Source organism: Stenotrophomonas maltophilia group sp. msm1, assembly GCF_032025805.1.
In the GTDB taxonomy this organism is placed as follows: Bacteria; Pseudomonadota; Gammaproteobacteria; order Xanthomonadales; family Xanthomonadaceae; genus Stenotrophomonas; species Stenotrophomonas hibiscicola.
The window spans coordinates 1,443,940-1,459,181 of record NZ_JAVSKH010000001.1 but is presented as its reverse complement, the minus strand read 5'-3'; the positions used below and the strand labels follow the sequence as shown (position 1 = coordinate 1,459,181).

Here is a 15,242-nt window from a genome sequence, read left to right as displayed (position 1 = left end):
TCGCTGTCGGCGCCCTACAATGGGCGCATGCAGATCGGCCCGTACACCATTGCTCCGAACGTCGTGCTGGCGCCCATGGCCGGCGTCACCGACAAACCCTTCCGCCTGCTGTGCAAACGGCTGGGCGCGGGCCTGGCCGCCTCGGAAATGACCATCAGCGACCCGCGCTTCTGGACCACGCGCAAGTCGATCCACCGCATGGACCATGACGGCGAACCGGCACCGATCAGCGTGCAGATCGCCGGGACCGAGCCGCAGCAGCTGGCCGAGGCCGCGCGCTACAACGTCGACCACGGCGCGCAGATCATCGACATCAACATGGGCTGCCCGGCCAAGAAGGTGTGCAACGCCTGGGCCGGCTCGGCGCTGATGCGCGACGAGCAGTTGGTGGCGCGGATCCTCGAAGCCGTGGTCAACGCGGTGGACGTGCCGGTCACGCTGAAGATCCGCACCGGTTGGGACTGTGACCACCGCAATGGCCCGCTGATCGCGCGCATCGCCGAGGACAGCGGTATCGCTGCACTGGCCGTGCACGGCCGCACCCGCGACCAGCACTACACCGGCCAGGCCGAGTACGCCACCATCGGCGAGATCAAGGCCGCACTGCGCATTCCGGTGATCGCCAACGGCGATATCGATTCGCCGCAGAAGGCGGCCTACGTGCTGAAGGAAACCGGCGTGGACGCGGTGATGATCGGCCGCTCCGCACAGGGCCGGCCGTGGATCTTCCGCGAAGTGGCGCACTATCTGGCCACCGGCGAGGAACTGCCACCGCCGTCGTTGGCGGAAGTGCGCGACATCCTGCTCGGCCACCTGCATGCGCTGCATGCGTTCTATGGCGAGCCGCAGGGCGTGCGCATCGCGCGCAAGCACTTGGGCTGGTATGCCAAGGACCGGCCGGAGAACGCCGCCTTCCGCGCCGTGGTCAACCGTGCCGAAGACCCACAGAGCCAGATCGCGCTGACCACCGAGTACTTCGACCGCCTGATCGCCGGGGAACCGGCGCTGCCTTCGGCCGCCTGACCGCCCTGCCGCGTCGCAACGTCGAGCCTGCTCAACCGAATTGAACTCCGAGAGCCCGCCTCCATGACCCCGCCGATCTCCTCTCCCACCTACCTCCACGGGTTTTCCGGCACCGAGCAGCAGCGCCTCATGACCCAGGCCCGGCTGCTGGAATCGAGCATCTTCGGCCAGATCGACTACAGCGGCGCGCGGCGCCTGCTGGAAGTCGGCAGTGGCGTTGGTGCACAGACCGAGATCCTGCTGCGCCGCTTTCCCGAGCTGCACGTGACCGGCGTGGACCTGAGCGAAGCGCAGCTGGCTACCGCACGCGAAAACCTGGCGCGTACGCCATGGTGCAGCGACCGCTACACCCTGCAGCAGGCCGATGCCGGCGAGCTGCCGTTCGAGGCCCGCAGCTTCGACTCCGCGTTCCTGTGCTGGGTGCTGGAACACGTGCCGTCACCGGCGCGCGTACTCAGCGAAGTGCGCCGCGTGCTGGCACCGGGTTCGCCGGTGTACATCACCGAGGTGATGAACGCCTCTTTCCTGCTCGATCCGTATTCGCCGCACATCTGGCGCTACTGGATGGCGTTCAACGATTTCCAGTACGACCATGGTGGCGACCCGTTCGTCGGCGCCAAGCTGGGCAACCTGCTGCTGGCCGGCGGCTTCCGCGACGTGCACACCGAGATCAAGACCATCCACCTGGACAACCGTGAACCGGCGCGCCGCAAGACGATGATCGCGTTCTGGGAGCAGCTGCTGCTGTCGGCGGCCGACCAGCTGCTGCAGGCCGGCTCGGTAGACGAGGAAACCGTGGAAGGCATGCGCCGCGAGTTCCGCCTGGTGCAGAACGACCCGAATGCGGTGTTCTTCTATTCGTTCGTGCAGGGCCGCGCCACGGTGTATTGAGCCGACGCGGCACCAATGCTCCCGCATCCACGCATGGCGTGGATCTACTCGACAGCGCCGACTACGGGCGCATGCCAGATCCGCTGCCACATCGCCGCCAGCCGGCGCCCGGCATCAGCGCGCGCGGCGGGACTGCTGTAGTCCACGCGCACCTGCTCGGGAACGATCGCCCGCCACTGCCCGTCGGCCTGCTCGGCCACGACGAAGTTGAAGGTGTAGTCCGGCTCCAGGCCCATGCGCAGGTCACTCAGCACCAGCCGGCCGTCCACCACCCGCGCACGCATGAAGCCGCGGTTGAACCACTGCAGCTGCTGCACCGCCGGGATGCCCCCCGCTTCGCGCAAGGCCTGCACGTTGGACGCGTGGCCCTCGAACCGCATCGGTCCGTGGTCGGCCACCAGCGAGCGATCACCCACCACGTAGCCGTTGGGCGTCATCGCCACCACCCGCCACAGCAGGGTGTTGAACGGCATCGGCACCGAGAAGCGCGGCGCATCGCCCAGGCCCATCGCGTCCAGGCTCTGCTGCGCGGCACGGTCGACCTGTGCCTTGGCGATCAGGCCCCAGCCCAAGTAGCCACTGCTGATCAGCAGCGCCACGCCCAGCACCTTGCCCACCCACGGCCGGGCGCGGCCAAACCAGGCCAGCACGCAGCCCAGCAGCAGCCACACCGTGTAACCCGGGTCGATGATGAAGACACTGGAACCCATGGTCGGGTGCGGCCGCAACGGCCACCACAGCTGGGTACCGTAGACGGTGAACGCATCCAACAGCGGATGGGTGACCAGCGCCAGCTGGATCGCCCAGAACCAGCGCAGCGGTGACTGCGCGACGCGGCCATTGCCGAAGCGCTTGAACAGCCACCAGATCAATGCGGCCACCCAGGGCAGCACCAGCAGCGAATGACTGAAACTGCGGTGCTCGATCATGTTCGCCACCGGATCGGCTGCGGTGAAACCGAGCCACAGGGCGTCGAGGTCCGGCAGGGTGCCAAGCGCGGCACCGGCCAGCAGGGCCGCGCGGCGGTGGCCAGGCGGGGCGATGGCAGCAGCGACGGCGCCACCGAGCACGATCTGGGTCAGGGAGTCCATGGGCCGATGCTAGCGGCTTGCGGGCGGTGCATGTAGAGCCGAGCCCATGCTCGGCTGCTCTTCATTGCGTGTAACGGCAGCCGAGCATGGGCTCGGCTCTACAAGGGTACAGACGCGGGCGGGTTACGCCGCCTGCGACATGCGTGCGCCCGGCAGCTCCGCCAGCGTCTGGCCGTTGTGGTCCAGCAGGCGCAGCGCGCCATCATGGTCTTCGGCCAGCGCGGTCAGGCTTTCCACCCAGTCGCCGTCGTTCGCGTAGACCAGGCCATCGCGTTCAATCAACGCAGCTCGGTGGATGTGGCCACAGACGATGCCATCCAGCCCGCGACGGCGGACATCGTCCAGCCCGGCCTGCACGAAGCGCTCGATGTAGCGTTCGGCGGCGCCGCTGCGCTTCTTCAGGAATTCAGACAATGACCAGTAGCGCATGCCCAGCAGCCGCCGCACCGCGTTCAGCGCCTGGTTGCCGGTCAGGATGCGGTAGTACAGCCAATCGCCGAATTTCTCCTGCAGGCCACCGAAGTGGGTCACGCCGTCGTACTCGTCCCCATGCGCGACCAGCAGCCGGCGGCCATCGGCGGTCACGTGGATGGCGCGACGGCGGACCTGCATCGCCGGCAGCATCAGCCCACAGACCTGGCGCAGCGAGGCATCGTGGTTGCCGGGGATGTAGATGATCTCGGTACCCGCACGGCGCAATGCATGCAGGGCCTGGATGACTTCGCTGTGTGACTGCCGCCAATTGGCCCGGCGATGCGCCATCCACCACAGGTCGATGATGTCGCCGACCAGGTACAACCGTTCGCAACGCAGCTGCAAGAGGAACCGTGCCAGCTCGGTGGCATGGCAATGACGTGAACCCAGATGCACATCGGAGACGAACACTGCGCGCCGGTGCGGCGACAGGTTCGCCAGCGCGCTCATGCCGGCGTCCCCGCGTCGCGCAGGTAGCGTTTGCGCTTGTTCGGCCGGATCGCACACAGGTCCACTTCGATCAGGCCGTCGATCGAATCGCTGAAGTCCGGGTCGACACCGAAGGCGAGGAAGCGGGCACCACCGGGTTCACACAGATCGGTGTACTGGCGGTACAGCGTGGGCACGCCGGTACCGAGCGCAGCCAGGTTGGCCTTGAGCACCTCGAACGCGGCGCCTGCATCCAGCTCACCGAAACTGGGCGGTGCGGCGAAGTACTGGAACGGGCGGTTCGATTCGGCCATGCCAGCGGTACCGCTGTAATAGCGCTGGTAGTACGCTACCAGCTGCTCGCGCGCTTCACGCGGTAGCGCCGCGCTGATCGACACGGCGCCGAACAGGTAGCGGATGCCCGGCCGGCACTGCAGGTAGGCGCCGATGCCCTGCCACAGATAGTCCAGGCTGCGGCTGCCCCAGTAGTCGGGCACCACGAAGCTGCGGCCCAGTTCCAGGCCCTCGGCGATGTGGGTGATGGCGTCGTCGGAATAGCGGAACAGCGACGCGCTGTAGAGCCCGGACAGGCCGTGCCGGGCCAGTGCGTGGGCGCCGCGCATGATCCGGTACGCGCCGGCGATGCGCTGCGCGGCGGCGTCCCAGATCACGATGTGCTCGTACTGCGGGTCGTAGTTGTCGAGGTCACGGCTGCGCCCGGTGCCCTCGCCCACCTGGCGGAAGGTCAGTTCGCGCAGGCGGCCCAGCTCCAGCAGCAGCGGCGAATCGGCAGTACAGGTGGCCAGCAGAATCTGCTTGCCATCGGCGGTCTGGCCCAGCTGGGTCGCTGCGGCAATCCCTGCAGCGACCTGCGAAGGGGGCACCGGGGCGGCCAGCGGCTCAGGGCCTGCGCAGGCAGCGGCATTGCCGGCCGCGCCATTGCGGCCCAGCGCATATAGCGCGCGACGTACCGCCAGCAGCTGTGCGCCCGGGTCACCGCCATCGCCCAGCCGCATCGGCTCGCCGATGCTCAGCCGCAGCGGGCGGCCACGACGGGTGAACATCTCGCGTGCCAGCAGGGCGGTGCCGGCCGGCTTGAACAGGGTTGATGCGCCGTAGAACAGCGCCGAGTTGCGCGCTTCCACCCGCACTGGCAGCACCGGCGCCCCGGCGGCGCGGGCAAAGCGCACGAACCCGCGCTGCCAGCGACCATCGCGGATGCCTCGCAGCGAGAGGCGCGAGACCTCGCCGGCCGGGAACACGATCACGCACTGCTCGGCGGCCAGCGCCTCCTCCACCGCGTGCAGACTGCCGCGCTGGGCCTTGCCGCCAAGGATGCGCACCGGCAACAGCAGATCCTGCAGTGGCGCGATAGCCCCCAACAGATCGTTCGCCACGATCCGCACGTCACGGCGGATGCGTCCGACCGCGTCCAGCAGCGCCAGCGCGTCCAGCGCCCCGGACGGATGATTGGCAACAATCAGCAGGCGGCCGGTGGCCGGGATCTTCGCCAGCGCGGCCGGATCCACCTGGTACTGGCCATCGACGAATTCCAGGGCGGCGGCGACGAAGCCGAATCCGCGCAACCCTGCACTGCGCTTCAGGAAGGCCTCGATCTGGTCCAACCGCGACCAGCGACCGACGCTGCGCAGCAGCGGCCGTGCCAGCTGGCCACGACGGCCATGGAACCAATCGGGGAAGCGTTGCTGGAGACGCTGTTCGAGTTCCTGCATGGCGGATCCACTCATGCCCGGCGGCCGGATTGGCCGACAGCCTGCGCCCGGCAGGCGGCAGCCAGATGGCGGTTTCGGGGCAGAACGATGACGGCCGGTCCGGCAGGGTCGCGGCCTGCGCGGTCCGGGGTTGGACAGCCCCGTCCGTCGTCACGCTGGTGGAACACTGGGCCTCGAGGCCGGGCCCCAATCCCGTCACGACGGCCCCTGCCAGGCCTACGCGGGCTTAACCACCGGCAACCGGTACCGGTTCACAATGCACAGGCGGCGCACCCCGTGTATCATGCGCGCCCATCTTTCCATCCGAATCAAGGGATATTACGCCTGATGTCCAGCTATCTCTTCACCTCCGAGTCGGTCTCTGAAGGCCATCCGGACAAGGTTGCCGACCAGATCTCCGATGCGGTGCTGGACGCGATCCTGACCCAGGACCAGCGTGCCCGCGTGGCCTGCGAGACCATGGTCAAGACCGGCGTTGCCATCGTGGCCGGTGAAATCACCACCAGCGCCTGGATCGACCTGGAAGCGCTGACCCGCAAGGTCATCACGGACATCGGCTACGACAGCTCCGACGTCGGCTTCGACGGCGCCACCTGCGGCGTGCTGAACCTGATCGGCAAGCAGTCGCCGCACATCGCCCAGGGCGTGGACCGCAAGAAGCCGGAAGAAATGGGCGCTGGCGACCAGGGCCTGATGTTCGGCTATGCCACCAACGAGACCGACAGCTACATGCCGGCCGCGATCCACCTGTCGCACCGCCTGGTCGAGCAGCAGGCCAAGATCCGCAAGAAGAAGAACTCGCCGCTGTCGTGGCTGCGCCCGGACGCCAAGAGCCAGGTCACCCTGCGCTATGAAAACGGCGTGGTCTCGGCCATCGACGCCGTGGTCCTGTCGACCCAGCACGCCCCGGGCATCAAGCAGAAGGACCTCATCGAGGCCGTCCGCGAAGAAATCATCAAGCCGGTGCTGCCGGCCAAGTGGCTGCACAAGGGCACCAAGTTCCACATCAACCCGACCGGCAAGTTCGAGATCGGCGGCCCGGTGGGCGACTGTGGCCTGACCGGCCGCAAGATCATCGTCGACACCTACGGCGGCTGGGCCCGTCACGGTGGTGGCGCGTTCTCCGGCAAGGACCCCTCCAAGGTCGACCGTTCGGCTGCCTACGCGGCCCGCTACGTCGCCAAGAACGTGGTTGCTGCCGGCCTGGCCGACCGCTGCGAAGTGCAGGTCTCCTACGCCATCGGCGTGGCCGAGCCGACCTCGATCTCGGTCACCACCTTCGGCACCGGCAAGATCAGCGATGACAAGATCGAGAAGCTGATCCGCAAGCACTTCGACCTGCGCCCGTACGGCATCATCAAGATGCTGGACCTGATCCACCCGATGTACCAGCAGACTGCGGCCTACGGCCACTTCGGCCGCAAGCCGAAGGAGTTCAGCTACCTCAACGGCGAAGGCGAGACCGTCAACGCCACGGCCTTCTCCTGGGAGAAGACCGACCGCGCCGCCGCCCTGCGCGCCGATGCGAAGCTGAAGTAAGAAACACGAAGGGCCGCTCACGCGGCCCTTCTGCTTTCTGTAGAGCCGAGCCCATGCTCGGCTTTCTTTTTCCTGCGACAAGAGCAGCCGAGCATGGGCTCGGCTCTACAAGAGCTACGCCACGCCGATACAATCGGCCCATGTCGACCGAACTGAAAACCCACCAGCTGTCCATGACCGTGCTGATGTCGCCGGACATGGCCAATTTCTCCGGCAAGGTCCACGGTGGCGCGATCCTGAGGCTGCTCGACCAGGTCGCCTATGCCTGTGCCAGCCGCTACGCCGGCAGCTATGTGGTCACCCTGTCGGTGGACCAGGTGATGTTCCGCCAGCCCATCGCGGTGGGCGAGCTGGTCACCTTCCTGGCCTCGGTGAACCATACCGGCACCTCGTCGATGGAGATCGGCATCAAGGTGGTGGCCGAAGACATCCTCAAGCGCAGCGTGCGCCACGCCAACAGCTGTTTCTTCACGATGGTGGCCGTGGATGAGGAAGGCCGGCCGACGCCGGTGCCAACATTGCAGCCGGTCACCTCGGACGAGAAGCGCCGCCAGGCCGCAGCGCTGATCCGCCGCCAACTGCGCCAGGAAATGGAACAGCGCCACCTGGAACTGCTGGCATCGAATCCTCCGTCGCCGGAGGAGTGAGGGTGTGCGGGGCACGCCCCGCACCCACCGAGGCAGGTAGCGCCGGGCCATGCCCGGCGGATACGCATCAACCCGTGTTCTGCACCCCCTGCGAAACACCGTTCACGCACGCCACCAGCGCGCGCAGCAGCTCGTCATCCTCGCGCCCGCTGGCCCGCCAGCGCTGCAGCAGATCCACCTGCAGCACGCTGATCGGATCGACGTAGGGATTGCGCAGGCGGATCGACAGCGCCAGCCGCGCATCATGGTCCAGCAGCGTCTTCTGGTCCATCAGCGCCAGCAGCCAGTGCCGGGTAAGTTCCAGTTCGCGCTGTACCTGCGGGAAGAAGCGCCCGTGCAGGTCGCCAGACAACAGCGAGAACTGCTCGGCGATGGTGATATCGCCCTTGGACAGCACCATCGCGATGTCGTCCAGGAAGGTGCGGAAGAACGGCCAGTCACGCGCCATTTCGCGCAGGGTCTCTTCATGGCCAGCGTCCACCGCCGCCTGCAGGCCGCTGCCCACGCCGTACCAGCCGGGAATGACGGCACGCGCCTGGCTCCAGGCAAACACCCAGGGAATCGCACGCAGGTTGCCCAGTGCCGCATCCTGGCCGAGCCGGCGCGAAGGACGCGAGCCCAGCGTCATCCGCTCGATCACGTCGATGGGTGTTGCGGTACGGAAGTAGTCCATGAAGCCGGCCTGGCCAACGAAGGCGCGATACACCTCGCTGCTGGCCGATGACACCGCGTCCATCACCGGCCGCCACGCATCCTCGCGCGGCTCGGCGGCACGCGGGCGCAGGCTGGCGCGCAGCACCGCACCGGTGGCCTGTTCCAGCGAGCGCAGGGCCAGCGCGCGGATGCCATATTTGCGATGGATCACTTCGCCCTGCTCGGTCACCCGCAGGCGGCCATCGATGCTGCCGCGCGGTGAAGCATCCACCGCGTGCGTGGTCTTCCCACCGCCACGGCTGATCGAGCCGCCACGGCCATGGAAGAAGGTCAGGCGGATGCCCGCCTCGGCCGCCACCTCCAGCAGTTCCACCTGCGCGCGCTGCAGGCCCCAGCGCGAGGCGGCGATGCCACCGTCCTTGCTGCTGTCCGAGTAGCCGAGCATCACCATCTGCACGTCGCCGCGCGCGCGCAGATGGGTGCGGTACACCGGGTCGTCCAGCAGGTCGCGCAGCGTGGCGGTGCCGCGCTTGAGGTCATCCACGGTTTCAAACAGCGGCGCGATGTCCAGCGGCACCGTGTCATCGGCGTCGACCAGGCCACCACGCCGCGCCAGCGCCAGTACCGCCAGCACGTCGCTGCGGTCGTGCGCCATCGAAATGATGTAACTGCCCAGTGCATCGCCGCCATGGCGTGCGCGTGCATCAGCCAGCGCGGCAAACACCGCATCCAGCCGCTGGTTGCCTTCGTCGTCGCCCTTCGGCAACGGCGTGTCACCACTCGCATGCGGCGCCAGCAGGCGCGCACGCCCCACGGCATCGAGATCGTCCCACGCTACGTCACTGCCCAGCACCGTGGCCAGCGCACGCGCATGCACGCTCGATTCCTGGCGCACATCCAGCCGCGCCAGATGGAAGCCGAACGTCTTCACCCGCCACAGCAGACGCTGCACGGCAAAGCCGCCGGCATGTTCGCCGCGATTGGCGCGCAGGCTGTCGAGGATCAGCTGCAGATCGTCGATCAGTTCGGCGGGGCCGGCGTAGGCGCCGCTGCCATCATCCAGCGTGGCCTGCAGGCGTGCGCGCATGCGGTCGTTGAGCAGGCGGTACGGCATGTCGGCATGGCGCGGGCGCGACTGCACCTGCGGCAGCAGCTGCTGGTACTGCGCCACGCGTGCCTGCAACGCATCACTCACGCCCACTCGCTCGGTAGACTGGCTGAGCAGGCTGGCCAGCTGCAGCAGTTCCTTCTGGTAGCGCCCCAGCACTGCCCGCCGCTGTGCATCCAGCGTGTTGCGGATGGTGGTGGCATCCACGTTCGGATTGCCGTCCATGTCGCCGCCCACCCAGGTGCCGAAGCGCAGCAGGCGCGGCAGCGGCAGTTCTTCGCCGAAGGTATCGCGCAGCGCCTGCTGCAGCGATTCGTACAGCACCGGGATCACCCGGTACAGCACCTGTACCAGATAAAAGCCGACGTGCTCGCGCTCGTCGTCCACGGTGGGCCGCACCGGCGAGGAATCGGTGGTCTGCCACGAAGCGGTCAGCGCCATGCGGAAGCGCGCGGCATCGGCGGCCGCTTCCCCCGGCGTGCGCTGGCCATCAAGGTTGTCGACCAGGCTGGCCACCATCAGCTGCTCTTTCTCCAGCAGCGCGCGGCGCACCGCTTCGGTCGGGTGCGCGGTAAACACCGGTTCGATGTCGATGCGCGGCAGCCATTGCGCCAGCTCGTCCAGCGTCACGCCCTGCGCCTTCAGGTGCTGCAGCGCATCCTGCAGGCCATCGGGCTGCGCCCCTGCGGTACCGGCACGCTGGTAGTCACGGCGGCGGCGGATGCGATGCACGCGCTCGGCGATGTTGACCACCTGGAAATAGGTGCTGAACGCCCGCACCATGGTCTCGGCCTGCTGCGGCGTGCGCCCGGCCAGCCCTTCGGCCAGCTCGGACAACGCCGCCTGGTTCTCGCGGCGGGCGATGGCGCGGGTGCGCACGTCCTCGACATCGTCGAGAAACGCGGCGGAGACCTGTTCAACCAGCAGGTCGCCGACCAGCGCGCCGAGCCGGCGCACGTCATCGCGAAGCGGAAGATCGGGAGAAGCAAACTCGATGCTGCTGCGGTACTCGTTCATCAGCGACGCACAGGCCTCGGTCAACGGATCCAGACCCCAAGCCTAAACCAGAACGGGCAGCGTGCTGCGATGCAAAAATGGTTTCATCTGCACGTATCCATGGCGGACGCAGCCGAGCATGGGCTCGGCTCTACAAGCGTCATGGCGCGTGACACCGTGTAGCGCCCGAGCCCATGCTCGGGCGGCGGCGCAGCCGCACAGGCGGCCGCTGTTGCAGCGGCCACCCTCATGCACGTATCAGCGCTTCTTCTTCGCCTTGCCCTGCTCGGCCGGGCCAATGGTCTGCTCCAGCCAGCGCTCGCTCTCGGCCAGCATGGTCATGATCGATTCGCGTGCGCGGTAGGCATGCGATTCGTTGGGCAGCATCACCAGCCGCGCGGTGCCGCCCAGGCCCTTCACCGCGGCGAACATGCGCTCGCTCTGGATCGGGAAGGTGCCGGAGTTGTTGTCGTCCACGCCGTGGATGAAGAGGATCGGATCCTTGATCCTGTCGGCGTAGTTGAAAGGCGCCATCTTCTGGTAGACCTCCTGTGCCTGCCAGTAGTTGCGTTCCTCGGCCTGGAAGCCGAACGGGGTGAGCGTGCGGTTGTAGGCGCCGCTGCGGGCGATGCCGGCCTTGAACAGGCGGGTGTGTGCCAGCAGGTTGGCGGTCATGAACGCACCGTAGGAATGGCCGCCGATGGCGATGTGATCGCGATCGGTCACGCCACGGCGCACCACCTCATCCACCGCTGCCTGCGCGTTGGCCACCAGCTGTTCGATGTAGGTGTCGTTCGGCTCCTTGTCGCCCTCACCGATGATCGGCATCGACGGGCTGGCCAGCACCACATAGCCCTTGGCCAGGAACGCCTGCGGGCCCCAGTAGCTGACCGCGTTGAAGCGGTACGGCGAATCGGTCACCTGGCTGGCCGCAGCCGCGCTCTTGAACTCACCCGGGTAGGCCCACATCAGCAGCGGCCGCGGGCCGTCCCGCTTGGGGTCGTAGCCCGGCGGCAGCAGCAGGGTCGCGGTCAGGTCGACCCCATCCTTGCGCTTGTAGCGGATCTGCTCCTTCTGCACGCCCTTCAACTGCGGCAGCGGGTGCGCGAAACGGGTCAGCGCGCGCGGTGCAGCACCGGCATCGGCCAGCGACTGCACGTAGAAGTTGGCCGGCTCATCCGGGCTCTCGCGGCTCAGCAGCAGCGAGCTGGCCTGGTCGTCCAGCAACGCCACCGGCAGCGAATAGCTCGGCGCCTGCGAGTGGAACAGGCGCGTTGCCTTGCCCGTGGCGATGTCGAAGCGGTCCACGAACGGACGGTCGCCTTCCGGCGAAGCACCGGCACCGGCCAGGTACAGGCTGCTGCCATCGGGGCTGGTCTGCAGCAGCGAACGACCCCGCTCGTCACTGGCCAGCAGCGGCCGGCCCGGATCGGCATAGCGGTCCTGCGCGTCACGATCCCACAGCAGGCGCGGCTCGGCACCGGCGTTGTCCGGGGCGATCAGCCAGGTCTTGGTCCTGCGGGTCTTCCACCACGATTCGGTCAGCAGGGCCAGGTCACCGCGGCCCCAGCTGATGCCGGCCAGGCGGCTGCCAAGCTGGGCCAGGGTGACCGGCGGTTTGTCGAACGGCGCGGCCTGCATCAGCACCGCATCGCGCACCTTGGCGTCCCTGTTCGGGTCGCCGCCGTCCTGCGCTTCGGCCCAGACGAGGGTGGCGTCGGCATCACCGCGCCAGCTGATGTCGCGCACGCCGGTCACTTCGGCATCGTTGCCGGTCGGCAGCCCTTCCACCAGCGGGCGAACGGCCACGGTGTGCACCAGCTTGCCGCTGGCACGGTCGATCACTTCAATGCGGCGCGGGAAACTGCTCACCGGCACCACGTAGGAGTACGGGCGCTGCACCGGCTGGCGCAGCACGAAGCGGCCATCCGGCGACACCGAGAAGCCCATGAAGATGCCGGCCGCGCCGATCGCGCGGGTGCTGCCATCCAGGCCGACTTCCATTGGCTGGGTAGTGGCGTAGTAGTCGAACTGGCGTGCGTCGGCCTCGTTCTTCAGCAGGTCCTGGTAGGTACGGATCGACACCACGCCGCCGCCCTGGCTGGTCTGCTGCACGGCCGGGCCGGTCGGAATGCCATCGGCGGGCGGGGCCGCACCGAGGTTGGCCGGGCGGGTGAACACCACCAGGCCGCGGCTGTCCGGCAGCCACTGGTAGCCGCTGCCGATCACCGTGTTCAGACCGGCAACCAGGCGACGGGCGCTGCCGCCGGCCACGTCCACCAGCCACAGTTCATTGGCGCCACTGGCAGCGTCGACCTGGTTGAAGGCAAGCCACTTCTGGTCCGGCGACCACATCACACTGGTGATCGACAGCTTGGCCGGCAGGCCGCTGATCTGCCGCTCCTTGCCGTCGGCCACGTTCATCAGCCACAGCTTCTCGCCGAAGCTGAAGCGGCTGTCGGAGAACGTGCGCGGGTTGATGCGCAGGCCAGCCAGCTTCAGTTCCGGCTGCGCCACCACCTGGATCGAAGGCAGCGACGGCATCTGCATCATCGCGGCCACGTCGCGGCGCGGCGACAGGAACAGCGACGGCGCGCGCGGGGCGTCGACCACTGCCTGCAGTGCGGCCGATGGCAGTTCGTAGCCATTGACGCCCTGCGCCTGCGCCGGAGCTGGCTGCGAGGCGGCCGCCCAGGCCAGCGGGGCCACCGCCAGCAGCCCCATCGACAGGACCAGGCCGGTCCAGCGCCGCGTACGGCGCGCGTGCATGCTCATCGTTCCACCTGTGTGATGCGTGAAAACACCGACCTTAACAGGCCGTGCACGCGACCCCATCTGCCGATGGTTGGGTCATGCCGATGTCATGCCGGGGCCGCGATATAATGGGGGTCCTCCCCTGCCGAGGGGCGCTGCGACCGGATCCCACGAGGCCCGGCCAGGCTCGGTAAGGTGGCTTTGTAACAACGGCGCCCGGCTAGATGCGAGCACCCGCTCGTCCACAACCGGAGCACACGAATGAACGCTGTTGCCAAGACCTTCTCCACCGAAGGTGACTACAAGATCCGCGATATCACGCTGGCCGACTGGGGCCGCAAGGAACTGGACATCGCCGAGCACGAAATGCCGGGCCTGATGTCGATCCGCCGCAAGTACCAGGCCGAGCTGCCGCTGAAGGGCGTGCGCGTGACCGGCTCGTTGCACATGACCATCCAGACCGCCGTGCTGATCGAGACCCTGAAGGACATCGGCGCCGACGTGCGCTGGGCCTCGTGCAACATCTTCTCGACCCAGGACCACGCGGCCGCCGCCATTGCCGCCACCGGCACCCCGGTGTTTGCCTGGAAGGGCGAGACCCTGGAAGAGTACTGGGACTGCACCCTGGACGCGCTGACCTTCACCCTGGCCGATGGCACCCTGACCGGCCCGGAGCTGGTGGTGGACGACGGCGGTGACGTGACCCTGCTGATCCACAAGGGCTACGAGCTGGAAAACGGCAGCGACTGGGTCAACACCGCCTCCGCCTCGCACGAAGAACAGGTCATCAAGAACCTGCTCAAGCGCGTGGCCAAGGAGCGCCCCGGTTACTGGGGCCGCGTGGTCAAGGACTGGAAGGGTGTCTCCGAGGAGACCACCACCGGCGTGCACCGCCTGTACCAGCTGGCCCAGGCCGGCACCCTGCTGATCCCGGCGATCAACGTCAACGACTCGGTCACCAAGAGCAAGTTCGACAACCTGTACGGCTGCCGCGAGTCGCTGGCCGACGGCCTGAAGCGCGCGATGGACGTGATGCTGGCCGGCAAGGTGGCCGTGGTCTGCGGCTACGGCGACGTCGGCAAGGGCTGCGCGGCCTCGCTGCGTGCCTACGGTGCGCGCGTGATCGTCACCGAGATCGACCCGATCTGCGCCCTGCAGGCGGCGATGGAAGGCTATGAAGTCAACACCATCGAATCGACCCTGGGCCGTGCCGACCTGTACGTCACCACCACCGGCAACCGCGACATCATCCGCATCGAGCACCTGAGCGCGATGAAGGACCAGGCCATCGTCTGCAACATCGGCCACTTCGACAACGAGATCCAGGTCGACGCACTGGTGTCCTACCCGGGCATCAAGCATGTCAACATCAAGCCGCAGGTGGACAAGTACATCTTCCCGAACGGCAACGCGATCTTCCTGCTGGCCGAAGGCCGCCTGGTGAACCTGGGCTGCGCCACCGGCCACCCGAGCTTCGTGATGTCCAACAGCTTCGCCAACCAGACCCTGGCACAGATCGACCTGTGGGCGAACAAGGACAGCTACGAGAAGAAGGTCTACCTGCTGCCGAAGAAGCTGGACGAAGAAGTGGCCCGCCTGCACCTGGAAAAGATCGGCGTGAAGCTGACCACCCTGAGCCAGGAACAGGCCGACTACATCGGCGTGCCGGTGGAAGGCCCGTTCAAGCCGGACCACTATCGCTACTGATGCCTTCAGGGTGCCGGACAGCGGCCGGCACTACCGGTGCATGCGACACGGACGGGCGCCTTCGGGCGCCCGTTCTGCGTTGGCGTGTGGTCGTACACCCCGCGTCCAGTCCCCACTGGTAGATCCACGCCATGCGTGGATGCTCCGGCAGTAGCTTCGGTCAAGGCAACGCGCCCAGCGCGCGCTACGATGCAGC

Annotated in this window: 10 protein-coding genes and 1 riboswitch; of the genes, 5 read left to right on the top strand and 5 right to left on the bottom strand. The window is 67.5% G+C overall.

All coding sequences use genetic code 11. The features are described from left to right. Positions 1-27: 27 nt before the first annotated feature. Both dusB and ROV95_RS06430 read left to right on the top strand, forming a co-directional pair. A complete protein-coding gene (gene dusB / locus ROV95_RS06435) occupies positions 28-1,023 on the top strand; it encodes a tRNA dihydrouridine synthase DusB (RefSeq protein ID WP_227844925.1) in 996 nt (331 codons plus the stop codon). Positions 1,024-1,086: 63 nt separating this feature from the next. Beyond that, entirely contained in the window at positions 1,087-1,914 is an 828-nt protein-coding gene (locus ROV95_RS06430) for a class I SAM-dependent methyltransferase (protein WP_019661094.1), read from the top strand. A 44-nt stretch (positions 1,915-1,958) separates the two neighbouring features. On the opposite strand, the gene ROV95_RS06425 is transcribed toward ROV95_RS06430, so the two are convergent. From ROV95_RS06425 to ROV95_RS06415, 3 genes are all read right to left on the bottom strand, one after another. Continuing rightward, entirely contained in the window at positions 1,959-3,005 is a 1,047-nt protein-coding gene (locus tag ROV95_RS06425) for a metal-dependent hydrolase (protein WP_312543563.1), read from the bottom strand. A 123-nt stretch (positions 3,006-3,128) separates the two neighbouring features. After that, positions 3,129-3,929, bottom strand: coding sequence for a UDP-2,3-diacylglucosamine diphosphatase (locus ROV95_RS06420; protein ID WP_312543561.1), 801 nt, complete (start codon positions 3,927-3,929; stop codon positions 3,129-3,131). Then, positions 3,926-5,641 (bottom strand): lysophospholipid acyltransferase family protein, encoded by a 1,716-nt coding sequence (locus tag ROV95_RS06415; protein ID WP_134731252.1) that lies wholly within the window; start codon positions 5,639-5,641, stop codon positions 3,926-3,928. Before ROV95_RS06415 ends, ROV95_RS06420 begins: the two co-directional genes overlap by 4 nt. A gap of 327 nt (positions 5,642-5,968) precedes the next feature. Between ROV95_RS06415 and metK the strand changes: the two genes are divergently transcribed. Together metK and ROV95_RS06405 are read left to right on the top strand one after the other, a co-directional pair. Further along, positions 5,969-7,180, top strand: a complete 1,212-nt coding sequence (gene metK / locus ROV95_RS06410) for a methionine adenosyltransferase (RefSeq protein WP_005408103.1) — start codon at positions 5,969-5,971, stop codon at positions 7,178-7,180. A 140-nt stretch (positions 7,181-7,320) separates the two neighbouring features. Then, positions 7,321-7,827, top strand: a complete 507-nt coding sequence (locus ROV95_RS06405) for an acyl-CoA thioesterase (protein WP_019661090.1) — start codon at positions 7,321-7,323, stop codon at positions 7,825-7,827. Positions 7,828-7,894: 67 nt separating this feature from the next. Here ROV95_RS06405 and ppc read toward each other — a convergent pair whose 3' ends face one another. Further along, entirely contained in the window at positions 7,895-10,606 is a 2,712-nt protein-coding gene (gene ppc, locus ROV95_RS06400; protein WP_312543838.1) for a phosphoenolpyruvate carboxylase, read from the bottom strand. 237 nt (positions 10,607-10,843) lie between these two features. Then, on the bottom strand, positions 10,844-13,360 hold the full coding sequence (locus ROV95_RS06395; RefSeq protein WP_312543559.1) for a prolyl oligopeptidase family serine peptidase: 2,517 nt from the start codon (positions 13,358-13,360) through the stop codon (positions 10,844-10,846). Between the two features lie 120 nt (positions 13,361-13,480). Beyond that, positions 13,481-13,564: riboswitch (S-adenosyl-L-homocysteine riboswitch) on the top strand. A gap of 36 nt (positions 13,565-13,600) precedes the next feature. Here ROV95_RS06395 and ahcY point away from each other — a divergent pair. After that, positions 13,601-15,046, top strand: a complete 1,446-nt coding sequence (ahcY, locus tag ROV95_RS06390; protein WP_033834449.1) for an adenosylhomocysteinase — start codon at positions 13,601-13,603, stop codon at positions 15,044-15,046. The last annotated feature ends 196 nt before the right edge of the window (positions 15,047-15,242 follow it).

What these genes read in the sequence shown, in the direction of transcription:
- metK (WP_005408103.1), top strand. Translation starts at nt 5,969, where the DNA reads ATGTCCAGCTATCTCTTCACCTCCGAGTCGGTCTCTGAAGGCCATCCG.
- dusB (WP_227844925.1), top strand. Translation starts at nt 28, where the DNA reads ATGCAGATCGGCCCGTACACCATTGCTCCGAACGTCGTGCTGGCGCCC.
- ROV95_RS06430 (WP_019661094.1), top strand. Translation starts at nt 1,087, where the DNA reads ATGACCCCGCCGATCTCCTCTCCCACCTACCTCCACGGGTTTTCCGGC.
- ahcY (WP_033834449.1), top strand. Translation starts at nt 13,601, where the DNA reads ATGAACGCTGTTGCCAAGACCTTCTCCACCGAAGGTGACTACAAGATC.
- ROV95_RS06425 (WP_312543563.1), bottom strand. Translation starts at nt 3,005, where the DNA reads ATGGACTCCCTGACCCAGATCGTGCTCGGTGGCGCCGTCGCTGCTGCC.
- ppc (WP_312543838.1), bottom strand. Translation starts at nt 10,606, where the DNA reads ATGAACGAGTACCGCAGCAGCATCGAGTTTGCTTCTCCCGATCTTCCG.
- ROV95_RS06395 (WP_312543559.1), bottom strand. Translation starts at nt 13,360, where the DNA reads ATGAGCATGCACGCGCGCCGTACGCGGCGCTGGACCGGCCTGGTCCTG.
- ROV95_RS06415 (WP_134731252.1), bottom strand. Translation starts at nt 5,641, where the DNA reads ATGCAGGAACTCGAACAGCGTCTCCAGCAACGCTTCCCCGATTGGTTC.
- ROV95_RS06420 (WP_312543561.1), bottom strand. Translation starts at nt 3,929, where the DNA reads ATGAGCGCGCTGGCGAACCTGTCGCCGCACCGGCGCGCAGTGTTCGTC.
- ROV95_RS06405 (WP_019661090.1), top strand. Translation starts at nt 7,321, where the DNA reads ATGTCGACCGAACTGAAAACCCACCAGCTGTCCATGACCGTGCTGATG.